Below are 23,873 nucleotides of genomic sequence, written 5' to 3'. Positions count from 1 at the left end.
AGTCCTTCACATCGAAAATGAACATATTGCGCTTGAGCAATATACAGTACCCGCAGAGTATAGCAGTGTAAACATCTGGACGGCTAAACATCTTTGGCTGCCCATTTAAGCCAAAGTGAAAGATTATCTGGAGAACAGCACATGACTATCCTGAACCATACCCTCGGCTTTCCCCGTATTGGCCTGCGCCGTGAACTGAAAAAAGCGCTGGAGAGTTACTGGGCTGGCGACAGCACGCAGCAGGCGTTACTGGCGACGGGCCGTGAGCTGCGTGCGCGACACTGGCAACAACAGAAAGAGGCGGGCGTCGATCTGCTGCCGGTCGGCGATTTCGCCTGGTATGACCATGTGCTGACCACCAGCCTGATGCTGGGCAACGTGCCCGCGCGTCATCAGAACAAAGCCGGCACCGTGGACCTCGACACCCTGTTCCGCCTGGCACGCGGTCGTGCGCCGACCGGCGAGCCTGCAGCGGCGGCAGAAATGACCAAATGGTTTAACACCAACTATCACTACATGGTGCCGGAATTTACCCAGGGTCAGACGTTTAAACTGACCTGGACCCAACTGCTGGACGAGGTGGATGAGGCACTGGCGCTGGGACACAACATCAAGCCAGTGCTACTGGGGCCGGTGACGTATCTGTGGCTGGGTAAAGTGAAGGGTGAGCCGTTTGAACGTCTGTCGCTGCTGGAGGGGATTCTGCCGGTCTATCAGCAGGTGCTGGCGGAACTGGCAAAGCGCGGCATCGAATGGGTACAGATTGATGAACCTGCTCTGGCGCTGGAGCTGCCGCAGACGTGGCGCGAAGCCTTCCAGCCGGCGTATGACGCACTGCAGGGTCACAGCAAACTGCTGCTGACCACCTATTTTGACTGCATCGGCCAGAACATTGATGTGATTCGTGCGCTGCCGGTGCAGGGGCTGCATGTCGATCTGGCCCATGGAGGTGATGATATTCAGCAACTGAATCAGCAACTGCCCGCCAGCTGGCTGCTGTCGCTCGGCGTGATCAACGGACGCAACGTCTGGCGCGCCGATCTGAGCCGCTGGTTCAGCCGTTTGCAGCCGCTGACCAGAGCGCGTGAACAGGTGTGGATTGGCTCCTCCTGCTCGCTGCTGCATAGCCCTATCGACCTGAGCGTCGAGACCCGTCTGGATGATGAAGTCAAAAGCTGGTTCGCCTTTGCGCTGCAGAAATGTGCCGAGCTCTCGCTGCTGAGTCAGGCACTCAACAACAACGATGCGACGGCGCTGGAAGCCTGGAGCGCACCGGTACACGCCCGCGCTCACTCCCGCCGCGTGCATAATGCGGCGGTGAGCCAGCGTCTGCAGGCCATTACCCCACAGCACAGCGAACGCCAGAGCGCTTATCCGGTGCGGGCGGTCCTGCAGCGTCAGCGTTTCAATCTGCCAGCCTGGCCTACCACCACCATCGGCTCTTTTCCGCAGACCACGGAAATTCGCGGCCTGCGCCTCGACTTTAAACAGGGCCGGCTCGACAGCAACCATTACCGCACCGGCATCGCGGAGCACATTAAGCAGGCGATTCTCGAACAGGAGCGGCTGGGGCTGGATGTGCTGGTGCACGGTGAAGCGGAACGTAACGACATGGTTGAGTACTTCGGCGAACATCTGGAGGGGTTTGTCTTCACACAGAATGGCTGGGTTCAGAGCTACGGTTCACGCTGTGTGAAACCGCCTGTCATTATCGGCGATATCAGTCGCCCGGAGGCGATCACCGTTGAGTGGGCCAGATATGCTCAGTCGCTGACCGATAAACCGGTAAAAGGGATGCTGACCGGCCCGGTAACCATCCTCTGCTGGTCATTTCCGCGTGAAGATGTGTCACGCGAAACCATCGCGAAACAGATCGCGCTGGCGCTGCGTGATGAAGTCGAAGATCTGGAAAATGCGGGCATCGGGATTATCCAGATTGATGAGCCTGCGCTGCGTGAAGGTCTGCCACTGCATCAGTCACAGTGGGCCGCCTACCTGAACTGGGCGGTGGAGGCCTTCCGACTGAACGCGGCGGTGGCGCGGGATGAAACCCAGATTCACACCCATATGTGTTACTGCGAGTTCAACGACATTATGGACGCTATCGCGGCGCTGGATGCCGATGTGATCACCATCGAAACCTCGCGATCTGACATGGATCTGCTGGAGGCGTTTGAAAACTTCGACTACCCGAATGAAATCGGCCCCGGCGTCTACGACATCCATTCGCCTAACGTCCCCAGCGTGGAGTGGATAGAAGCACTGTTACTGAAGGCGGCAAAACGTATTCCGGAAGCGCGTCTGTGGGTGAACCCGGATTGCGGTTTAAAAACACGGGGCTGGACGGAAACGCGTCAGGCGCTGGCGAACATGGTGACGGCGGCGAAGAAATTGCGTGGCGAAACGGCGTAGGGAATCGGGTCTGGTGGGTGAAAAAATCAGGGGCGCATAAGCGCCCCTTTTTCATTTACTGCGATGCAACACCATACTGCCTGAACCAGGCCAGCATCCGCTGCCAGCCATCATTGGCAGATTCAGCATGATAGCTTGCACGATAGTCAGCATTAAAGGCATGGCCCGCTTCGGGATAGACGATGATCTCTGCGGTCGCATTGGCGGCATGGAGTGCCTGACGCATCTGCTCGACGCTCTCCAGCGGGATACCCTCATCCTGGCCACCATACAAACCTAATACTGGCGCATTCAGATCGACCGCAATATCAATAGGATGCTTCTGCTGCTTCAGCGTACGCTCACCGGTCAGTCGTCCATACCACGCCACGGCGGCGCGCAGTTGCGGGTTATGCGCGGCGTAGAGCCAGCTGATGCGGCCACCCCAGCAAAAACCGGTAATGCCCATGCGACGAATATCGCCGCCGTTGCGTGCGGCCCAGTTGGCGGCATGATCGAGATCGGCCAGCACCTGGCTGTCAGGCACTTTGCTGACCAGCTCGCTGAACAGCGTCGGGATATCGTTATACTCAGCGGGATCGCCCTCGCGGAAATAGAGCTCAGGCGCAATCGCCAGATAGCCTTCCAGCGCCAGGCGGCGGCAGATATCCCGGATGTGTTCATGCACACCAAAGATCTCCTGCACGACCAGCACGACAGGCCACGGGCCTTCCGCTGACTGGGGTTTTGCAAAGAATGCCGGCATGTTTTCGCCCTGGCTGGGCACTGAGGTTTCACCCGCGTGAATCGCCGGGCTGTCGGTAATGATGGTGGTGGAGGCGATGGGCTGCACGGCAGGGGCAAAGCCGCCCGTCGCCGGTTTTTGTGCCATATTATCACTGGGTTTCATTATTCTCTCCGTGCAAGCATTTGCGCAATCACGTAACTATAGCCTGGCCGGAAAGCGTATGCGCCAGGTGTCGGGTCACAGAATCAGCAGCGAATAAAATCATCCTCCTCTTTAACATTGCGCAGACCCTGACACAGCCCCACCGAGAGCTATCCGCACCAGGAAGATGCTATTGTGTGATTGTTGTCACAATTTATCTTCCTGGAAATGTAACTTTCATTTTCTTAAGTGAATTTTGTCACATATTTATCGGGCGTGCTGGCGTAGAGTGGCGCGCTACCTTCCCTTAACAGGAGTCTGAAAATGACACAGTCTGACGTTTTCCATCTTGGCCTGACTAAAGCCGATCTGCAGGGCGCCACCCTGGCGATTGTGCCGGGCGATCCGGAGCGCGTGAAGAAAATTGCCGGACTGATGGAAGATGCCACGCATCTCGCCTCACACCGTGAATTTACCTCCTGGCTGGCAAAAATTGATGGTAAGCCGGTCGTAGTCTGCTCAACCGGCATTGGCGGTCCGTCTACCTCGATTGCGGTCGAAGAGCTGGCGCAGCTTGGCGTGCGGACCTTCCTGCGTGTCGGTACTACGGGCGCTATCCAGCCGCATATCAATGTCGGCGATGTGCTGGTGACTACCGCGTCTGTTCGCCTGGACGGGGCCAGCCTGCATTTTGCGCCGATGGAGTTCCCGGCAGTGGCTGATTTCGCCTGCACCACCGCGCTGGTTGCCGCCGCAGAAGCCTGTGGCGCGAAAACGCATATCGGCATCACCGCCTCTTCTGACACCTTCTATCCGGGCCAGGAGCGCTACGACACCGTCTCGGGCCGCGTAGTCAGTCGCTTCAGGGGATCGATGAAAGAGTGGCAGGAGATGGGCGTTCTCAACTATGAGATGGAATCCGCTACACTGTTAACCATGTGCGCCAGCCAGGGTCTGCGAGCCGGCATGGTGGCGGGCGTGATTGTGAACCGCACTCAGAAAGAGATCCCGGATGCGGTCACCATGAAACAGACAGAAAGCGACGCAGTGAAGATTGTGGTCGAAGCGGCGCGTCGTTTACTATAACGATTGCGTCTGGCAGCAGGTTTTTTGTCCAGACTCAAAATCTGCTGCCGGTAGTTAACGGCGCGTAACATCAGTGAAACCTGAGAGTTTTTATGCGCAATACTATTCCCGTCCGACGTCCTGCTCCTGGTGCTAATCCGGCCGCACTCAAAGCCATGCTGGAACGCAGTGCCGAACGTTTCCGTACCGCCATGCAACAGGGCGACTATGCGCTGGCCGCTCAATGCTGTGAAGAGGTATTGCGCACGATGCCCAATCAGATGCAGGTGTTGAGCGACTACGCGCTCTGCCTGCTGCGTCTGGGTCAGTACAATAAATCGTACAAAATCTACCAGAAGATTTATCAGTCACCGCCCGCGGTGCAGGCTACCGCCTCTGAAACCTGGCTGGATGGCCTGACCGAAGTGTGTGGCTGGCTGGATAAAAAGGACGAGGTGGCGCGTCACGGTCTGGCGTCGCTGAAGCGCTCTGATGCGCGTTTCAGTCAGGGGCAGCGCGCCGCGTTTCCCGCTCCGCAACCGGAGCCTGTCGATCTCACTCATCCGCACCAGAATGTCATCGCTTTCTGCCTCTATGGCGATCAGCCGCGCTACTGTGAAACCTTAATCAAAAACGTTGAAGTGGCGCCTGAGCTCTATCCCGGCTGGGTCTGCCGCATCTACCTTGATGACAGCGTGCCGCAGCATGTCTGGCAGCGCCTTGACCAGCCGCACGTCCAGCTGATCGATATGTCCCACGAGAAAACCCTGTTTCCGACCTTGTGGCGTTTCCTGGTGATGGACGATCCTGGCGTGAAACGCTTTATCGTCCGTGATGCCGACTCGCTGCTCTCGGAGCGCGAAGCGGCAGCGGTAAACGCCTGGCTGGCGTCACCTTACTGGTTCCACCATATGCGTGACTACTTCTCCCATACTGAGCTGTTGCTGGCAGGGATGTGGGGCGGCTGTCACGGCGTCTTCCGGGATGTGGAACAGGCGATGCGCGATTTCATTGCGGAGTATCAGGGCAGCCAGCGCTTCACCGATCAATATTTCCTCAAGGTGGCGTTGTGGCCGACGGTGCGCGAAAGCCTCCTGAGCCACGATGCGCTGTTTCATTTTCATCAGGCCCAGCCGTGGCCTGACCATGCCCCCGTGCGCTGGCAGACGCCGCATTTCCATGTGGGCAGCAATGCCGGTTTTGCCAGTATGACCGGCAAATCCAGCGCCGCTGAGGGAAGCAGACAGCGCGTCGCGATCACCTCGGGCGGAACAACCTGGCACTATCTGGCGCAGGTTAAAAAGGGTGAATGGCTATTTCCCATGCCGTTTTTCCTGATTGATGATTGGCAGGCTGGCAAGCTCACGGTGGCGGCACTGTAAGGCGCTGAATCCTGCTAAAATTATCTGGACATTCATACAGTGCGACTCTACCTTTCCCTCAGCAGCCTGAGTCGCGGGGGAAATCATGGATCAGCACATCATTATCAGCGCCTGTCTGGCGCTTGCCGGGTTAGGGATTGGCTGGATGCTGGCACAGTTACGTGCCGGCCATCAGGTCGCCAGTTTCCAGACCGAGCGCCGTCTGCAGGAAGAGGCGCAACAGCGTCAGCAGCAGCAAATCGAACAGCTTCAGCAGCAGACGCAGCAGCGTGAGCAGGAGCTTCGTCAGCTGCACGGCGCGCTGAGCGGCGCCAATGAGCGGCTGCAACAGCACGATTACTGGCGCAATGAAAGTGAGCAGCTTAATCGTGAACTGCGCAATCAGCTGGAGGTCAACAGCGCGCAGGAAGCGGAGTTGCGGGAAGTGACCATTCGTCTTGAAGAGACCCGTTTCGCCGCAGAAGAGAAACAGCGCCTGCTGACCAATAGCGAACAACGCCTCAGCGCCCAGTTTGAAAACCTCGCCAACCGTATTTTCGAAAACAGCGGCCGTCGCGTCGATGAGCAGAACCGGCAAAGTCTGGACGGGCTGATTGGCCCGTTGCGTGAACAGCTTGATGGCTTTCGTCGTCAGGTTCATGAAAGCTTTGGCGCAGAGGCGCGTGAACGGCATACCCTGACCCATGAAATCCGGCAGTTACAGCAGCTGAATGCGCAGATGGCGCAGGAGGCGCTTAACCTGACCAAAGCGCTGAAGGGCGATAATAAAATCCAGGGCAACTGGGGTGAAGTGGTGCTGAGCCGGGTACTGGAAGCCTCCGGACTGCGTGAAGGCTACGAATATGAAACCCAGGTTAGCATTCAGTCAGAACAGCAGGGCAGGATGCAGCCGGATGTGATTGTACGCCTGCCGCAGGGCAAAGATGTGGTGGTGGACGCCAAAATGACGCTGGTGGCCTATGAGCGCTACTTCAATGCGGATGATGAGATCGAACGAGAGCAGGCTATTCAGGAACATGTCGCTGCTATGCGGGCGCACATCCGACTGCTGGGAAGAAAAGATTATCAACAATTGCCCGGCTTACGATCGCTGGATTATGTGCTGATGTTTATCCCGGTGGAGCCCGCCTTTTTGCTGGCCATTGACCGCCAGCCTGAGCTGATTGGCGAGGCGCTGCAGCAGAACATCATGCTGGTCAGCCCCACCACGCTGCTGGTGGCGTTACGTACCATTAATAACCTGTGGCGCTATGAGCATCAGAGCCGCAATGCACAGCGTATTGCCGATCGGGCAACGCGGCTCTATGACAAGATGCGGCTGTTTGTCGATGACATGAGCGGCATTGGTCACAGCCTGGATAAAGCACAGAACAGCTATCGCGAGGCGATGAAAAAGCTGTCAGAAGGGCGCGGCAATCTGATTGCGCAGACTGAAGGATTTCGTGCGCTGGGTGTGGAGATCAAACGACCAATCAATCCTCAACTGGCCGAACAAGCCATGCCGGAAAACCGGGCGGCTGATGACGCAGATGATGACAGTGATGCGGATGAGAGTGCGATGCGTGTGAGGCGCCTCCACGAATAGTATGGGCGCAGCGTGCCTGGCTTCCGTGACTCTGATACACTTCGGGAAGTATTGTTTGTGGAGCAGGTAAAACCGATGGCAGATGAATCACAGCAGGAAACTACCCATTTTGGCTTTCAGACGGTCGCCAAAAGCGAAAAAGCTGACAAAGTCGCGGACGTGTTTCACTCCGTAGCGGCAAAATATGACCTGATGAACGATTTGATGTCGTTTGGCGTCCATCGTATCTGGAAGCGTTTTACCATTGACAGCAGCGGCGTACGTCGCGGTCAGCGCGTGTTGGATCTGGCGGGTGGTACCGGCGATCTGACGGCTAAATTTTCTCGTCTGGTGGGCGAAACGGGTCAGGTTGTACTGGCCGATATCAACAGTTCCATGCTGAAGATGGGCCGCGAAAAGCTGCGCAATCAGGGCGTGGTCGGCAACGTGAGTTACGTACAGGCCAACGCCGAAGCCCTGCCTTTCCCCGATAACTATTTCGACTGCATTACCATCTCTTTTGGCCTGCGTAACGTTACGGAAAAAGAGAAGGCGCTGGCCTCTATGTTCCGGGTACTCAAGCCGGGCGGACGCCTGCTGGTGCTGGAGTTCTCTAAACCCGTCCTGGATCCGCTGAGCAAAGCGTATGACGCCTACTCGTTCCACATTCTGCCGCGCATCGGACAACTGGTGGCGCAGGATGCAGAGAGCTATCGCTATCTGGCCGAATCGATCCGTATGCATCCCGATCAGGAGACCCTGAAAGCGATGATGAACGATGTTGGTTTTGAAAATACCACTTACTCCAATATGACCGGCGGCATTGTGGCGCTGCATCGTGGATTTAAGTTCTGAGTGAGATGGTAATGAACCTGACGCCCTTGATTACCGCGGGCCTGGAAACGGCGCTGAACCGTATTCTCTATCGCGATCGTGGCCTGAAACCGGCGCGGCAACGCCTGAATGGCAAAGTGCTGACGCTGCGCCTGAATGAGTTCTCTCATCCGCTGGTGCTGGTCTTCAGTGAACAGCAGGTCGATGTGTTAGCTGACTGGCAGGATCGCAGTGACTGCACGGTGATCACCTCGCTGAAAACCCTGCCGAAGCTGCGCGATCGCCAGCAGCTGACGCCGCTGATCCGTAGCGGTGAACTGCAGGTTGAAGGTGACCTGCAGGTGGTGCAGCAGTTCTCTGCGCTGATGGATCTGGCTGAGCTGGATCCGGCAGAATATCTGGCTCCCTGGGTCGGCGATATCGCCGCACAGGGGATCAGCCAGCGCTCACAACAGGCATTACGCTTTTTCAAAGGTGAAGTGCAGCGTCGCCAGGATTATCTCGGACAGGCCATAACCGAAGAGTGGCGTGTTGCGCCTGGCTCGCTGGAATTAGCCTGGTTTTCTGAGGAGGTCGACGCGATGGAACGTTCGCTTGAGGCGCTTGATGCGCGTCTTGCGCAGCTGGAGGCAAAATGAGTTTTGGAGAGATCCGCCGCTTATATCTGATCATGAAGGTGTTTCTGACCTATGGCCTTGATGAACTGATTCCTCAGACACGCCTCACTTTCCTGTTTCGCCTGTGGCGTCGCTCTGTTTTCTGGATCCCTAATCTGCATCAGCATGAACCGATCGGCGCACGTATGCGCATGGCGATGGAGCAGCTGGGTCCGGTCTGGATCAAGTTTGGCCAGATGCTGTCGACCCGTCGTGATCTCTTCCCGCCGCTGATTGCCGATCAACTGGCGATCCTGCAGGACCGCGTTGCGCCGTTCGATGGCGTCAAAGCCAAAGCGCAGATTGAAGCTTCAATGGGCGCGCCGATTGAAACCTGGTTTGATGATTTTGATATCAAGCCACTGGCTTCGGCATCCATTGCGCAGGTGCACACCGCCACGCTGAAATCAAACGGCAAGAAAGTGGTGATCAAAGTGATTCGCCCCGATATTTTGCCGGTGATTCGGGCGGACATGAAGCTGATTTATCGCCTGGCCCGCTGGGTCCCGCGCCTGTTGCCGGATGGCCGTCGTCTGCGTCCGGTCGAGGTGGTGCGTGATTATGAGAAAACCCTGCTTGATGAGCTGAATCTGTTACGTGAAGCGGCTAACGCCATTCAGCTGCGCCGGAATTTTGAAGATAGCCGCATGCTCTATGTGCCGGAAGTCTATTCCGACTACTGCAGCGAAACCATGATGGTGATGGAGCGCATCTACGGCATTCCGATTTCAGACGTTGCCACGCTGGAGCGTCATGGCGTTAATATGAAGCTGCTGGCAGAACGTGGCGTGCAGGTCTTCTTCACCCAGGTCTTCCGCGACAGCTTCTTCCATGCGGATATGCATCCGGGCAATATTTTTGTCAGCTACGAACATCCGGAAGATCCACAATATATCGGCATCGACTGCGGTATCGTGGGTTCACTGAACAAAGAAGATAAGCGCTATCTGGCTGAAAACTTTATCGCCTTCTTCAACCGTGACTACCGTAAGGTCGCGGAGTTGCACGTTGACTCAGGCTGGGTGCCACCCGATACCAACGTAGAAGATTTCGAGTTTGCGATTCGCACAGTCTGCGAGCCGATTTTTGAAAAACCGCTGGCTGAAATCTCCTTCGGGCATGTGCTGCTGAACCTGTTCAACACTGCACGCCGCTTTAATATGGAAGTGCAGCCGCAGCTGGTCCTGCTGCAAAAAACGCTGCTCTATGTTGAAGGCATCGGCCGTCAGCTCTATCCGCAGCTCGACCTGTGGAAGACAGCCAAGCCCTTCCTGGAAGAGTGGATTAAAGATCAGGTGGGATTACCGGCTATTATCCGTGCGGTAAAAGAGAAAGCGCCATTCTGGGCTGAGAAGCTCCCTGAGCTGCCGGAGCTGTTTTACGACAGCATGCGCCAGCACAAACTTTTACGGCACAGCGTCGATAAATTAGTGGGCGATATGAATGCGCAGCGCGTCCGGCACCATCAGGCGCGTTACCTGTTCGGCGTCGGTGCAACGTTGCTGTTAAGCGGAACGGCTGTGCTGCTCACCCGACCGGATTGGGACTTTTTCCCGGCGGTGTTAATGGCAGCAGGAATTGTCTCCTGGTTAATCGGCTGGCGTAAGACAAACTGATTGTCACGTCCGTCTAAAAAAAGGTAATGTCGCTGGCTCAGGCCCGGTTGAAAAGGGCACTCTGTGGTGCATTACCTCATCGTTTTCACAGAATATTAGAGGCTATCTCATGGGCGGTATTAGTATCTGGCAATTGGTAATCATTGCCGTGATTGTTGTACTTCTGTTCGGTACTAACAAATTACGTAATCTGGGTTCAGATTTGGGTTCTTCGATTCGTGGCTTCAAAAAAGCCATGAGTGACGAGGACGACAAAAAGGATCAACCGAAAGAGCAGGACGCTGACTTCGCTGCCAAAACGCTGGCGGACAAACAGCAAACTTCGGCTAACAAAGAAGAAGCCAAGAACGACAAGCAGGTGTAAACCGTGTTTGATATTGGTTTTAGTGAACTGGTATTGGTGTTCGTGATCGGGCTGATTGTACTCGGCCCGCAACGTTTACCGGTTGCGGTGAAAACCGTGGTCGGCTGGATCAGGGCGATTCGTTCGCTGGCAGCCAATGTACAACATGAACTGGCGCAGGAGCTCAAGTTGCAGGAGTTGCAGGAGAGCCTGAAAAAGGTGGAAGAAGCGGGCCGTGGCACGCTCTCACCTGAGCTGAAAGAGTCAATGGAAGAGCTGCGTAAAACTGCGGATTCAATGAAACGCTCGGTCAGCCAGAGCATCGACATTGAAAAAGAGGAAGACGAGGCAAACACCATCCATTCGGCTCAGCACAGGCCCGCGCCTCATCCGGTCTCTGAGCCTGCTGCGTCTGAGCCTTCGGCGACACCGGCTACTGCAGAACACCAGGCCAGTGCCCCGGCACAGACGCCGTCTGCGGTTTCAGACTCAGGTCCGGCGGCGCAATCCTCTGCTGCACCTTCTGCCGTCGCCACTGCTCCGGCACCGGCTTCTCCAGCGGTTTCATCAGGTCCGGCGGTGCAATCCTCTGCCGCACCAACCGCTGTGGCCAGCGCACCGGCACAGGTACCCGCTGGCGACGTTGCCAGGCCGGCAGATCCTGCGCGTCATTCCGCTACCCCCTCTTCTGCAAGTGATGAACGATAATGGCCGTTGAAGATACCCAACCGCTCATCAGTCATCTGATTGAGCTGCGTAAGCGCCTACTGAACTGCATCATCGCCGTATTAGCGATTTTCCTGGTGCTGGTTTATTTCGCCAACGACATCTACCAGCTGGTCGCGGCACCGCTAATCAGCCAGATGCCGGTGGGCTCCAGCATGATCGCGACCGATGTGGCCTCACCGTTTTTCACCCCGATTAAGCTGACCATTATTGTGTCGGTGTTTCTTGCGGTGCCGGTGATCCTCTATCAGGTCTGGGCATTTGTCGCCCCGGCGCTTTACCGGCATGAGCGCAGGCTGGTTATGCCGCTGCTGTTTTCCAGCACCTTCCTGTTCTACTTTGGCGTGGCCTTTGCCTATTTCGTGGTCTTCCCGCTGGCATTTGGTTTTTTCACCAAGACAGCGCCGATCGGCGTGACCGTAGCAACGGATATCTCTAAGTATCTCGATTTTGTCATGACGCTGTTTATGGCATTTGGCGTGGCGTTTGAAGTGCCGGTGGCGATTGTGTTGCTGTGCTGGACCGGGATCACCAGCCCGGAAGAGTTGAAGAAGAAACGTCCCTATATTCTGGTGGGCGCCTTCGTGGTCGGGATGTTGCTCACACCGCCGGATGTTTTTTCCCAAACTTTGCTCGCTATTCCGATGTACTGCCTGTTTGAAGTCGGCGTATTCTTTTCCCGTTACTATGTGGGTAAAGGCCGCCGGTTACAGGATGAAGACGAGAATACCGACTCCTGATGCGGACAGCTTTACCCGCACTGGCGGGAAGCGATCAATCCAAACCGCCCTGATGGGCGGTTTTTGTTTATAAACTGTGGGAAAAATTATGTTTGATATCGGTGTAAACCTGACCAGCACGCAATTCGCCTCCGATCGGCAAAAGGTGGTTAAACGCGCGCGTGATGCGGGCGTCACCGGCATGCTTATTACCGGCACTAACGCGCTGGAGAGCCAGCAGGCTCAGCGACTGGCTGAGGATCAACCGGGCTTCTGTTGGTCTACTGCTGGCGTCCATCCTCATCATGCCAGCGAATGGTCAACGGAAATTGCCAGCACCCTGCGTCGTCTGGCTGAAAAACCGGAAGTGGTTGCCATCGGTGAGTGCGGACTCGATTTCAATCGCAACCTGTCGGCTCATGAGCAGCAGGAGTATGCGTTTGATGCGCAGCTGGCTCTGGCGGCGGAACTCAATATGCCGGTCTTTCTGCACTGCCGCGAAGCCCATGCGCGTTTCGCCGCAGTGCTGGCGCCCTGGCTGCCAAAATTGCCTGGCGCGGTGATCCACTGCTTTACCGGCACGCGTGACGAACTGGAAGCCTGTCTGGGCATGGGATTATCGGTAGGAATTACGGGCTGGGTATGCGATGAGCGCCGTGGTCTGGAGTTGCGCGAGCTGCTGCCACTGATTCCGGCCGATCGCCTGCTGCTGGAAACGGATGCCCCATATCTGCTGCCGCGAGACATGCGTCCACGCCCGACTTCGCGCCGTAATGAACCCTGCTTTTTACCGCATATTGTGCATCAGGTGGCGACATGGCGTGGTGAGAGTGCTGAGGAACTTGCGACCCGCATCGACCATAATGCGCGGACGTTATTCAGACTGGCTTAAATCTTGCGGAACTGCTTGTTGTCGACGCTGCGCATCACCTGCTTGTTCAGCAAATTAAGCAACAGAATCGAGCGTGTTTCGCCATCCGGCTCGGCAAAGATGGCGCGCAGCCCTTCAAACGTCCCTTCGGTGATGACCACTTCATCGCCGCTTTGCGGCGTTTCAGGGTCAAGCAGGATTTGCGGAACGTCCGTTTCCAGCGCTTCGATCACGGCTGAAGGCACGGTCGCGGGCGTCGTGCCAAAGCGCACAAAGTGACTGACACCACGGGTACTGCTGATCGTCGTGGTGTGAATGGCTTCCGGATCAAACTCGATAAACAGATAATTCGGGAACAGTGGCTCACTCACGGTGGTGCGTTTACCGCGCACGATCTTTTCCAGAGCGATCATCGGGCTGAGGCAATGCACTTCCTGCCGCTCCAGATGCTCCTTCGCGCGCAGTAGCTGTCCACGTTTGCAATAGAGTAAGTACCAGGATTCCATAACTGCTCCCATTGAATGGACGCTAAGAATAGCAAACCTGCTGCCAGAGTTATAGCGCAGGGGCAGGGTAAAGCGTCCCGCAAAGAAAATAAACTGAGACTTTTCTTAAGATGCCCGATGGCAGCAGAAAAGGTGACTGAAAATTGACGTCTGCTATTGCTCTGTATCAGACTCAATGACCATCACATCTGCAAAAGGATCCTCTGATGGAACTCTTTCTGTTGAGCAACGGCAAGCTGGCCGATGATGCGCCGCTGCTGGGCTATGCGCAGCCGCAGCTGCACGCCATGATCGCCCAACGCGCTATTCGCTCGGCGGTATTAATCCCCTACGCGATTATTCGTGGCGATCAGCAGCAACGCGCCGCCGAACTTAGTGCCTCTCTGGGTATTCAGGTTGAGCGGGTTCAGGCATTCGCCTCACCGGCTGAAGCGATTGCGCAGGCAGAGCTGATTTTAGTCAGCGGCGGTAACACCTGGTTCCTGAATCAGATGCTGCATGAGCAGGGTCTGATCGGGGCGATTCAGCGCGCGGTGCGGGAGCGGCAGGTACCTTATGTCGGCTGGAGCGCAGGCTGCAACGTGGCGACGCCCTCAATCCGTACCACGAATGATATGCCGGTGCGCAGCAGCGTGGTGCTGCCTGCGCTGGGACTCTTTCCGGTGCAGATTAATCCCCACTATCTGGATGCCAGCGTCAGCGGGCATATGGGCGAAACCCGCGACGAACGGCTGGCAGAGTTCTGTGCAGTTAATCCGACCGAGTCTGTGATTGCACTGCGTGAAGGTAGTTTTCTGCACCTTCACGACAATCAGCTGCGCTATCACAGCGTGCGAAACGAAGATTTTAAACTGTTTCGCCACGGCGAGCCGATTCAGGGGTATCACGATGCCCGCGCGTTACAACCGCTGGTTCCCTTTCAGTGCGTATGACGCTGCCATATAAACCTCAGCATAACCGCTTAATCAGACCTATAATGGCCGATTCACTCTGGCCGGAAAGCTAAAGCCGCATGAAATATCACGATTTAAGAGACTTTCTCGCGCTGCTCGAACAGCGCGGTGAGCTAAAGCGCATTACCCAGTCGATCGATCCTGAACTGGAAATGACCGAAATCGCCGACCGCACCCTGCGTGCCGGTGGCCCGGCTCTGCTGTTTGAAAACCCGAAAGGGTACGACATGCCGGTGCTGTGCAATCTGTTCGGCACACCAAAGCGTGTGGCAATGGGCATGGGCCAGGAAGAGGTCAGCGCACTACGTGAAGTGGGGAAGCTGCTGGCCTTCCTGAAAGAGCCGGAGCCGCCAAAAGGCTTCCGCGATCTGTTCGATAAGATGCCGCAGTTTAAGCAGGTCCTGAACATGCCGACCAAACGCCTGCGCAATGCACCCTGTCAGGAAGAGGTGTTCAGCGGCGATGAAGTCGATCTGACGCGCATTCCGGTGATGAAGTGCTGGCCGGGCGATGCGGCACCGCTGATTACCTGGGGGCTGACCGTGACGCGCGGTCCGCACAAAGAGCGGCAGAATCTTGGGATCTACCGGCAGCAGGTGATCGGCAAAAATCGTCTGATTATGCGCTGGCTGTCGCACCGTGGCGGCGCGCTCGACTATCTGGAGTGGACGAAAGCGCATCCGGGTGAGCGTTTTCCGGTCTCGGTGGCGCTGGGTGCCGATCCCGCCACTATCCTTGGAGCTGTAACGCCGGTGCCTGATACGCTGTCAGAATATGCGTTCGCCGGGTTGCTGCGCGGCAATAAAACTGAAGTAGTGAAATGCCTCTCGAACGATCTCGAAGTTCCCGCCAGCGCGGAAATCGTGCTGGAAGGGTATATCGAAGCGGGCGATATGGCGCCGGAAGGACCTTACGGCGACCACACCGGCTACTACAATGAAGTAGATAGCTTCCCGGTGTTTACCGTTACGCATATTACGCAGCGCCATAAGCCTATCTATCACTCCACCTACACCGGCCGTCCGCCGGATGAACCTGCGGTGCTGGGCGTGGCGCTGAATGAAGTACTGGTGCCGATTCTGGTGAAGCAGTTCCCGGAGATCGTGGACTTCTATCTGCCGCCAGAAGGGTGTTCATACCGGCTGGCGGTCGTGACGATTAAAAAGCAGTACGCGGGGCATGCCAAACGTGTCATGTTTGGCGTCTGGTCGTTTCTGCGGCAGTTCATGTACACCAAATTTGTTATTGTGTGTGACGATGACGTTAATGCGCGTGACTGGAACGACGTGATCTGGGCGATCACCACGCGTATGGATCCGGCCCGCGATACGGTATTAGTGGAAAATACCCCAATCGATTATCTCGATTTCGCTTCGCCCGTTTCCGGGCTGGGATCGAAGATGGGGATGGATGCGACCAATAAGTGGCCAGGTGAAACGCAGCGCGAATGGGGTACACCTATCGTCAAAGATCCTGCGGTCACCGCGCGCATTGATGCTATCTGGGATGAGCTAGGTATTTTTGATCAGCCGCCACAGCGTTGATGGCGAGCACAACCATAAAGACGACCCGACAGAGGGAACGCATGACAACGTTAAGCTGTAAAGTAACTTCGGTTGAGGCGATTACCGACACGGTCTATCGCGTTCGCCTGATCCCTGAAGCGGAATTCAGTTTTCGCGCGGGACAGTATCTGATGGTGGTGATGGACGAGCGTGACAAGCGTCCGTTCTCACTGGCCTCAACGCCGATGGAAAAAGATATCATTGAGCTGCATATCGGCGCGTCCGATCTGAACCTCTATGCCATGGCCGTCATGGATCGCATCCGTAACGATCGCCAGATTACGGTTGATATGCCGCACGGCGATGCCTGGCTGCGTGAAGAGAGCAGCAAGCCGCTGATTCTGATTGCAGGCGGCACCGGTTTCTCCTATGCCCGTTCGATTCTGCTCACTGCACTGGCGGAACAGCCAGAGCGCGATATCGCCATTTACTGGGGCGGACGTGAACTCAAGCATCTGTACGATCTGGAAGAGCTGGATGCGCTGGCGGTGAAGCATCCGAACCTGAAGGTGATCCCGGTTGTCGAGCAACCTGAAGCGGGCTGGCAGGGCCGCTCAGGCACGGTACTGACGGCAGTGATGCAGGACTTCAGTACGCTGAGCGAGCATGAGATCTACATCGCCGGACGTTTTGAGATGGCGAAGATTGCGCGCGATCGTTTCTGTGCCGAGCGTGGCGCAGTGGAGTCACAGATGTACGGCGATGCGTTTGCCTTTATCTGATCCCCTGTAGCAGCCTGTAGCAGACAGAAAAAACCCGCCGGTTTACTGGCGGGTAAATCTGACAAAGTAAGACTCAACGTATTACAGACGCTCGAATACGGTCGCAATGCCCTGACCCAGTCCGATACACATGGTGGCGAGGCCAAAACGGGCATCGCGTCGTTCCATAATATTCAGCAACGTCGTGCTGATGCGTGCGCCGGAGCAGCCCAGCGGATGGCCTAACGCAATCGCGCCGCCATTCAGATTGACCTTATCATCCATCCGTTCCAGCAAACCTAAGTCCTTGATACACGGCAGCGTCTGCGCGGCAAAGGCTTCGTTCAGCTCAAACACATCGATATCACTGACGCTCAGTCCCGCCCGTTTTAATGCCAGTTTGCTGGCCGGTACCGGTCCATAGCCCATGATCGAAGGATCACAGCCCACCACCGCCATGCTGCGGATGCGCGCGCGCGCTGTCAGCCCCAGTTCACGGGCGCGTGATTCACTCATGACCAGCATGGCGGCCGCGCCATCTGACAACGCCGACGACGTGCCCGCTGTGACGGTGCCGTTAACCGGATCGAAGGCGGGTTTGAGTGCTGCCAGTCCTTCGGCGCTGGTCTCCTCGCGAATCACCTCATCGAAGTCATAGCGTTTAAGAATGCCGTCGCTGTCGTGACCATAGGTGGCGACAATCTCTGTTGCAAAGTCTCCGCGCTGGGTGGCCTGCCAGGCCCGCTGGTGCGAACGCAGGGCAAATGCATCCTGCTGCTCACGGCTGATATGATGCATCCGCGCCAGCATTTCAGCTGTTAAGCCCATCATGCCTGCTGCTTTTGCCACGGTACGGCCCAGACCGGGATGAAAGTCGACGCCGTGATTCATCGGCACGTGCCCCATATGCTCCACGCCACCGATCAGACAACATTGCGCATCACCGACCATAATGGCGCGGGCCGCATCATGCAGCGCCTGCATTGAAGAGCCACACAGTCGGTTGACGGTGGTGGCCGGCACTGAGTGCGGGATTTCGGCCAGCAGCGCGGCGTTACGCGCGATATTAAATCCCTGCTCCAGCGTCTGCTGTACGCAGCCCCAGACGATATCATCCAGTGATGTCGGGTTCACCGCCGGGTTGCGGCTCAGGAGTTCGCGCATCAGGTGCGCAGAGAGATCTTCAGCGCGCACGTGACGAAAGGCGCCGCCTTTTGAACGTCCCATTGGCGTGCGCACCGCATCAATAATCACCACATTTTCCATCTTTTTGCCCTCAGGCGCTTTTCAGCGCGGCTTCATCAATCGGTTTGGCGGCGGGATACCAGCTTTCATGCTGATGGGCTTTTTGCACCAGCAGCGCAGGCAGGGCATATAAGCCTCCGAGCGCGCTATAACGCCGGGCCTGATCCACCACGTTGCTGTTGCCCAGGGTATCGAGATAGCGGAAAGCGCCGCCACGGAAAGGCGGGAAGCCGAGACCATAGACCAGCGCCATATCCGCTTCCGCTGGCGAGGCAATAATCTTCTCTTCCAGGCAGCGCACTACTTCATTCAGCATTGGCAGCATCATGCGGTTCAGGATCTCTTCGTCGCTAAAGACCCGCTTAGGCTGGCAGACCTGCTCCAGCAGCGTATCCACTTCGGTATCAGCCACTTTTGTCAGTTTGCCCTTTTTATCTTCTTCCCAGCGCCAGAAGCCTTTGCCATTTTTCTGGCCAAAACGACCGGCATCAAACAGCAGATCGATCGCATCACGATAGTCATACTTCATACGATCCGGGAAACCGTCAGCCATGACGCTTTGCGCGTGGTGCGCGGTATCAATGCCCACCACATCCAGCAGCCATGAGGGGCCCATCGGCCAGCCAAACTGTTTTTCCATCACTTTATCAATCTGACGGAAATCAGCGCCGTCGCGCAGCAGCAGGCTGAAAGCGGCGAAGTAAGGGAACAGCACCCGGTTAACAAAGAAGCCCGGACAGTCATTCACTACGATGGGGGTTTTGCCCATTTTGCTGGCCCAGGCCACCACTTTGCTCAGGGTCGCTTCACTGGTTTTCTCGCCACGAACCACCTCTACCAGCGGCATACGCGGTACCGGATTGAAGAAGTGCATGCCGCAGAAGTTTTCCGGTCGCTGCAGCGCCTGCGCCAGCTGGCTGATGGGAATGGTCGAGGTATTGGAGGCCAGAATCGCATCCTTACGCAGATGCTGTTCGGTTTCCGCCAGCACTTTTGCCTTGATCAGCGGGTTCTCTACGACCGCTTCAACCACCACATCAGCCTGTTCAAAACCGGCGTAATCCAGCGTGGGCTGGATAGTAGCGATCACACTGGCGAGTTTGTTGCCGTCGATTTTGCCGCGTTCCAGCAGCTTATTGAGCAGCTTGCTGGCTTCGTTCATCCCCAGCGTTAACGCCTGTGGATTAATATCTTTCATTCTGACCGGCACGCCTTTCCACGCAGACTGGTAGCTGATGCCGCCACCCATGATGCCTGCGCCCAGTACCGCTGCCTGAGCGGGTGCGCCGCTTTCGCTGCCGCGCTTTTTCGCCAGACCTTTCACGTACTGATCGTTGAGGAAGATGCCGACCAGCGCGCGTGCTTCATCAGACTGGGCCAGCGGCACAAACGCTGCGGTTTCAAGTTTCAGCGCGTCATCCCGGCCAAGGCTGGCTGCGGCTTCAATGGTTTTTACCGCCATCAGCGGAGCGGGATAATGCTTGCCTGCGGTTTGCAGCACCATGGCTTTCGCGATAGTGAAGCTCATGGCCGCTTCAATCGGGCTGAGTTTCAGCGGAGCCAGCTTAGGGGCCCGGCGTGCGCGCCAGCTGCCATCAGTGGCAGCGGCTTTGAGCATGATGATCCCCGCCTCACGCAGTTTCTCGCGAGACACCACCGCATCGACCAGACCGAGTTTAAGAGCGGCATTGCCATCGACATCTTTTCCCGCCGCAATAATTTCCAGCGCACTGTCGGCACCCAGCAGGCGCGGCAATCGCACGCTCCCGCCAAATCCCGGCATGATGCCGAGTTTGGTTTCCGGCAGGCCAATACGGGCGTCCGCAGTAGCGATACGCAGATCGGTTGCCAGTACGCATTCACATCCGCCGCCCAGTGCATAGCCGTCAATGGCGGCCAGAGTCGGGACCGGCAAATCTTCCAGACGATTGAAGATGCTGTTGGCGTAACTCAGCCACTGGCTCAGTTTTTCGGTGGGTGCATCAAACAGTGAAAGGAACTCGGTGATATCTGCCCCTACAATAAATGCAGGTTTAGCGGAGCTCAGCAGCAGGCCGCGCAGTTCTGGCTCCTGCTCCAGCACAGCTATCGCCTCGCCCAGGCTGGCGACAGTTTGCGTATCGAGCTTGTTGACCGAGCCCGTAGCGTCAAAAACCAGCTCGGCGATGCCATCGTCCAGCCAGTGAAGAGTAAGGTTAGCGCCTTGGTAGAGCATGTGCGTCTCCTGAAACCGCGAAAAGTGATCTGGTCATACCAGATGATCGTGAGTGTGGGAGCGATGTTAATTTTTTGCAAACTGGTCTTTGCTTATTTGCTAACAAGATCACAGCTGCGCCGACTTCGGCATCTGCGCAAGGGGTATGCTAAACTGCGGCCATTTCGCGACACTGGAGAGACGTCAATGGATTCACTGAAGACCTTGTATCACGCTCACATCGCCACGTTGCAACAACGGGCGCAGCAGGTGCTGGCACGCAATAAACTGGATGCGATGTTGATCCATTCCGGTGAGTTGTTGACGGTGTTTCTGGATGATCACACTTATCCATTTAAGGTGAATCCGCAGTTCAAGGCCTGGGTGCCGGTGACGCAGGTGCCCAACTGCTGGCTCTGGATTGATGGGGTGAACAAACCGAAACTGTGGTTCTACTCTCCGGTGGATTACTGGCATAACGTTGAACCGTTGCCGGATAGCTTCTGGACCGGGGATGTCGAAGTTATCGGCCTGAAAAATGCGGATGAGATTGCGCAGTTGCTGCCTGCACAGCGTGATAACGTCGCCTATATCGGCCCGGTTAACGCGCGTGCGTCTCAGCTCGGCATCGCCTCTGGCAATATTAATCCCAAAGCGGTCATCGACTTCCTGCACTTCCATCGCAGCATCAAAACTGATTATGAACTCGCCTGTCTGCGCCAGGCACAGAAGCTGGCGGTTGCCGGTCATCGCGCTGCTAAAGAGGCGTTCTCGGCGGGCTTAAGCGAGTTCGATATCAATCAGGCGTATCTGACCGCTACCGGTCATCGCGACACCGATGTACCTTACGGCAATATCATTGCGCTGAATGAGCACGCTGCGGTGCTGCACTACACCCGGCTGGATCATCAGCCACCGGCGAAACGCCATAGCTTTTTGATTGATGCGGGTGCCGAGTATCTTGGCTATGCCGCTGATTTGACCCGCAGCTATGCGGCGCAGAGCAGTTCGCTCTATGCCAGAATGGTTGAGGCGATGAACACTGAAGAGCTGGCCCTGATAGCCACGCTGAAACCGGGCGTACGCTACACCGATTACCATCTTCAGATGCATCAGCGTATTGCGAAGATGTTGCTGAAGTTTGAGCTGGTTCAGGGAATCAGTGAAGAAGCGCTGGTGGCTGAAGATCTGACTGGTCCGTTTATGCCACATGGCCTGGGGCATCCGCTGGGTCTGCAGGTCCATGACGTTGCCGGTTTTATGCAGGATGAGCAGGGCACCCATCTCGCCGCGCCAGCGCAATATCCTTATCTTCGCTGCACCCGCGTGCTGCAACCGGGCATGGTATTAACCATTGAGCCGGGCTTCTATATTATTGACTCGTTACTGAAGCCGCTGCGTGAAGGCCGTTTCAGTCAGCACTTTAACTGGCAGGCCATTGATGCGCTTCGGCCTTATGGCGGGATTCGTATCGAGGATAACGTGGTGATCCATGCGCATCGCGTTGAGAACATGACCCGCGATCTGCATCTGGCCTGATGGAGGCCTTTGATATTCCCGCTGTGCCAGTGAGCAGCAGTGAGGAGACAATCAAAAAGAGTCGCTTCATTACGCTACTGGCGCACACCGAGGGTGCAGAGGCGGCGCGCGCGTTTGTCCAGCAGGTTAAAAGCGAGCATCCCACTGCCCGGCATCACTGCTGGGCCTGGGTAGCGGGCGCACCGAATGATTCTCAGCAACTCGGTTTCTCTGATGATGGTGAACCTTCGGGTACGGCAGGGAAACCGATGCTGGCGCAACTGATGGGCGCGGATATTGGCGAGATTACCGCTGTGGTGGTGCGTTATTACGGTGGCATCATGCTGGGAACCGGCGGCTTAGTGAAAGCGTATGGTGGTGGCGTCCAGCAGGGGCTTAAGCAGCTGCCACGGCAGCGCAAAGTGCCGATGAAGCTGTTCACTTTGCAATGTGACTATGCACAGCTCAGTGATATTGAACGGCTGGTACAGCGTTTTGAAGGTAAGGTGACCGACAGCCAGTTTCAGGATCGTATTGCGTTGACGCTGGCTGTACCTTACGGACAGATCGACGGGTTCAAAAAAAATCTGTCAGACTTTAGTCGGGGCGCGTTATCGCTGATCCCGCTCACACCATGATGTTCATCTCTTTTATTTAAAGGAACGGCTGAATGCACTTTCGCGCCATTACCCGCATAGTCGGTCTGCTGGTGATCCTCTTTTCAGTGACGATGATTTTGCCCGGCCTGGTCGCCTTAATTTATCGCGATGGCGCAGGGCGGGCATTTAGCCAGACCTTTATGATGGCGCTGGTGATCGGCTCGCTGCTGTGGTGGCCGAATCGCAAAAAGAAAACCGAACTCAAACCGCGGGAAGGGTTTCTGATTGTGGTCCTGTTCTGGACGGTGCTGGGCAGTGTAGGGGCGATGCCCTTTATCTTTGCCGAACAGCCGCATCTTTCGGTGACGGATGCATTCTTTGAATCTTTCTCTGGCCTGACGACCACGGGTGCTACCACGCTGGTGGGGCTGGACTCGTTGCCTAAGGCGATTCTCTTCTATCGGCAGATGCTGCAGTGGCTGGGCGGTATGGGGATCATCGTATTAGCCGTGGCGATACTGCCGATTCTGGGCGTCGGGGGCATGCAGCTCTATCGCGCTGAAATGCCGGGGCCGCTGAAAGATAATAAAATGCGACCACGTATCGCCGAGACGGCCAAAACACTCTGGCTGATCTACGTTCTGCTGACGATAGCCTGTGCGCTGGCATTGTGGCTGGCGGGAATGCCAGCGTTTGATGCTATTGGCCACAGCTTCTCGACTATCGCCATTGGCGGCTTCTCAACCCATGATGCCAGTATCGGCTATTTTAACAGTGGTACTATCAATACCATCGTGGCGGTGTTTCTGCTGATCTCCGGCTGTAACTACGGCCTGCACTTTGCCATGTTAAGCGGACGCAATCTGCGCGTGTACTGGCGCGACCCTGAGTTCCGCATGTTTATTGGCGTTCAGCTGACACTGGTGTTGATCTGTACTCTGGTGCTCTGGTTCCATAATGTCTATGAAAGTGGCTGGCAGACGCTGAACCAGGCCTTTTTCCAGGTGGTCTCAATGGCGACGACGGCGGGATTCACGACCGACAGCATCGCACGCTGGCCATTGTTCCTGCCGGTACTGCTGTTGTGCTCCGCCTTTATCGGCGGTTGTGCCGGTTCAACCGGCGGTGGTCTGAAGGTGATTCGCATACTGCTGTTATGCAAGCAGGGTAACCGTGAGCTTAAGCGTCTGGTTCACCCCAATGCGGTCTACACCATTAAGCTGGGCAACCGGGCGCTGCCGGAACGTATCCTTGAAGCCGTATGGGGATTCTTCTCGGCTTATGCGCTGGTGTTCCTGATCAGCATGCTGGCGATCATCGCTACCGGTGTTGATGACTTCTCGGCTTTTGCTGCCGTTGCCGCGACGCTCAATAACCTCGGCCCTGGCTTAGGGGTCGTAGCTGATAACTTCACTTCAATGAATGACGTGGCGAAATGGATTCTTATTTCCACCATGTTGTTTGGGCGTCTCGAGGTATTCACCTTGCTGGTGCTGTTCACGCCTACTTTCTGGCGTGAATAATTAATAAGGATGC

The 23,873-nt window shown here is 56.3% G+C and carries 21 protein-coding genes; 17 read left to right on the top strand and 4 right to left on the bottom strand.

The features are described from left to right. The first annotated feature begins 141 nt into the window (after positions 1–141). Complete coding sequence (gene metE, locus ACR8BN_RS18290; protein WP_434747202.1) at positions 142–2,412, top strand: 5-methyltetrahydropteroyltriglutamate--homocysteine S-methyltransferase; 2,271 nt, start codon at positions 142–144, stop codon at positions 2,410–2,412. Positions 2,413–2,467: 55 nt separating this feature from the next. Here the strand turns inward: metE and ACR8BN_RS18285 are convergent, their stop codons facing one another. Next, positions 2,468–3,301, bottom strand: a complete 834-nt coding sequence (locus ACR8BN_RS18285; RefSeq protein WP_434747201.1) for a dienelactone hydrolase family protein — start codon at positions 3,299–3,301, stop codon at positions 2,468–2,470. Between the two features lie 303 nt (positions 3,302–3,604). On the opposite strand from ACR8BN_RS18285, the gene udp reads away from it, so the two are divergent. From udp to tatD, 10 genes are all read left to right on the top strand, one after another. After that, complete coding sequence (udp, locus tag ACR8BN_RS18280) at positions 3,605–4,366, top strand: uridine phosphorylase (RefSeq protein ID WP_010257266.1); 762 nt, start codon at positions 3,605–3,607, stop codon at positions 4,364–4,366. A gap of 92 nt (positions 4,367–4,458) precedes the next feature. Next, positions 4,459–5,727, top strand: coding sequence for a tetratricopeptide repeat protein (locus ACR8BN_RS18275; protein ID WP_434747200.1), 1,269 nt, complete (start codon positions 4,459–4,461; stop codon positions 5,725–5,727). Positions 5,728–5,812: 85 nt separating this feature from the next. After that, positions 5,813–7,312: a DNA recombination protein RmuC gene (gene rmuC, locus ACR8BN_RS18270; protein WP_434747199.1), complete on the top strand. Its 1,500-nt coding sequence runs from the start codon at positions 5,813–5,815 to the stop codon at positions 7,310–7,312. 75 nt (positions 7,313–7,387) lie between these two features. Then, positions 7,388–8,146: a bifunctional demethylmenaquinone methyltransferase/2-methoxy-6-polyprenyl-1,4-benzoquinol methylase UbiE gene (gene ubiE, locus ACR8BN_RS18265; RefSeq protein WP_008926452.1), complete on the top strand. Its 759-nt coding sequence runs from the start codon at positions 7,388–7,390 to the stop codon at positions 8,144–8,146. A gap of 11 nt (positions 8,147–8,157) precedes the next feature. Next, complete coding sequence (gene ubiJ, locus ACR8BN_RS18260) at positions 8,158–8,763, top strand: ubiquinone biosynthesis protein UbiJ (RefSeq protein WP_010257253.1); 606 nt, start codon at positions 8,158–8,160, stop codon at positions 8,761–8,763. Then, on the top strand, positions 8,760–10,397 hold the full coding sequence (gene ubiB, locus ACR8BN_RS18255; protein WP_031590268.1) for a ubiquinone biosynthesis regulatory protein kinase UbiB: 1,638 nt from the start codon (positions 8,760–8,762) through the stop codon (positions 10,395–10,397). Before ubiJ ends, ubiB begins: the two co-directional genes overlap by 4 nt. Before the next feature lie 109 nt (positions 10,398–10,506). Then, positions 10,507–10,761 (top strand): Sec-independent protein translocase subunit TatA, encoded by a 255-nt coding sequence (gene tatA, locus ACR8BN_RS18250; RefSeq protein ID WP_039390514.1) that lies wholly within the window; start codon positions 10,507–10,509, stop codon positions 10,759–10,761. A 3-nt stretch (positions 10,762–10,764) separates the two neighbouring features. Further along, a complete protein-coding gene (tatB, locus tag ACR8BN_RS18245) occupies positions 10,765–11,448 on the top strand; it encodes a Sec-independent protein translocase protein TatB (protein WP_039390516.1) in 684 nt (227 codons plus the stop codon). After that, complete coding sequence (gene tatC / locus ACR8BN_RS18240; protein WP_031590265.1) at positions 11,448–12,206, top strand: Sec-independent protein translocase subunit TatC; 759 nt, start codon at positions 11,448–11,450, stop codon at positions 12,204–12,206. Before tatB ends, tatC begins: the two co-directional genes overlap by 1 nt. Positions 12,207–12,294: 88 nt before the next feature. Continuing rightward, positions 12,295–13,077 carry a 3'-5' ssDNA/RNA exonuclease TatD gene (tatD, locus tag ACR8BN_RS18235; protein WP_039390518.1) on the top strand — a complete coding sequence of 261 codons (783 nt, stop codon included), beginning with the start codon at positions 12,295–12,297 and terminating at the stop codon, positions 13,075–13,077. Here the strand turns inward: tatD and rfaH are convergent. Next, positions 13,074–13,562: a transcription/translation regulatory transformer protein RfaH gene (rfaH, locus tag ACR8BN_RS18230; RefSeq protein WP_033734838.1), complete on the bottom strand. Its 489-nt coding sequence runs from the start codon at positions 13,560–13,562 to the stop codon at positions 13,074–13,076. The two genes, tatD and rfaH, sit on opposite strands and share 4 nt — an antisense overlap. Before the next feature lie 206 nt (positions 13,563–13,768). Between rfaH and pepE the strand changes: the two genes are divergently transcribed. The 3 genes from pepE (at position 13,769) to fre (ending at position 16,802) form a co-directional block, all read left to right on the top strand. Next, positions 13,769–14,494: a dipeptidase PepE gene (gene pepE / locus ACR8BN_RS18225; RefSeq protein ID WP_191939463.1), complete on the top strand. Its 726-nt coding sequence runs from the start codon at positions 13,769–13,771 to the stop codon at positions 14,492–14,494. Positions 14,495–14,574: 80 nt separating this feature from the next. Continuing rightward, a complete protein-coding gene (gene ubiD / locus ACR8BN_RS18220; RefSeq protein WP_010257222.1) occupies positions 14,575–16,059 on the top strand; it encodes a 4-hydroxy-3-polyprenylbenzoate decarboxylase in 1,485 nt (494 codons plus the stop codon). 41 nt (positions 16,060–16,100) lie between these two features. Further along, entirely contained in the window at positions 16,101–16,802 is a 702-nt protein-coding gene (gene fre / locus ACR8BN_RS18215; protein WP_010257219.1) for an NAD(P)H-flavin reductase, read from the top strand. A gap of 81 nt (positions 16,803–16,883) precedes the next feature. Here fre and fadA read toward each other — a convergent pair whose 3' ends face one another. Both fadA and fadB read right to left on the bottom strand, forming a co-directional pair. Then, positions 16,884–18,047, bottom strand: a complete 1,164-nt coding sequence (gene fadA / locus ACR8BN_RS18210) for an acetyl-CoA C-acyltransferase FadA (protein ID WP_031590260.1) — start codon at positions 18,045–18,047, stop codon at positions 16,884–16,886. A gap of 10 nt (positions 18,048–18,057) precedes the next feature. Beyond that, positions 18,058–20,241 carry a fatty acid oxidation complex subunit alpha FadB gene (gene fadB, locus ACR8BN_RS18205; RefSeq protein WP_434747198.1) on the bottom strand — a complete coding sequence of 728 codons (2,184 nt, stop codon included), beginning with the start codon at positions 20,239–20,241 and terminating at the stop codon, positions 18,058–18,060. A 186-nt stretch (positions 20,242–20,427) separates the two neighbouring features. Here fadB and pepQ point away from each other — a divergent pair, with 186 nt between their 5' ends. Genes pepQ through trkH form a run of 3 tightly spaced genes read left to right on the top strand, consistent with a single transcriptional unit; the run spans position 20,428 to position 23,860 of the window. Next, on the top strand, positions 20,428–21,759 hold the full coding sequence (gene pepQ, locus ACR8BN_RS18200) for a Xaa-Pro dipeptidase (RefSeq protein WP_083070395.1): 1,332 nt from the start codon (positions 20,428–20,430) through the stop codon (positions 21,757–21,759). Next, positions 21,759–22,376, top strand: a complete 618-nt coding sequence (locus ACR8BN_RS18195; protein ID WP_010257205.1) for an IMPACT family protein — start codon at positions 21,759–21,761, stop codon at positions 22,374–22,376. Before pepQ ends, ACR8BN_RS18195 begins: the two co-directional genes overlap by 1 nt. Positions 22,377–22,408: 32 nt before the next feature. After that, a complete protein-coding gene (trkH, locus tag ACR8BN_RS18190) occupies positions 22,409–23,860 on the top strand; it encodes a Trk system potassium transporter TrkH (protein WP_010257200.1) in 1,452 nt (483 codons plus the stop codon). Positions 23,861–23,873 lie beyond the last annotated feature (13 nt).

Origin of the sequence: Pantoea sp. Lu_F5_004 (assembly GCF_051136245.1) — a bacterium.
Taxonomy (GTDB): Bacteria; Pseudomonadota; Gammaproteobacteria; order Enterobacterales; family Enterobacteriaceae; genus Pantoea; species Pantoea agglomerans.
The sequence above is the reverse complement of the archived record's forward strand: the minus strand, read 5'-3'. Positions and strand labels throughout refer to the sequence as shown.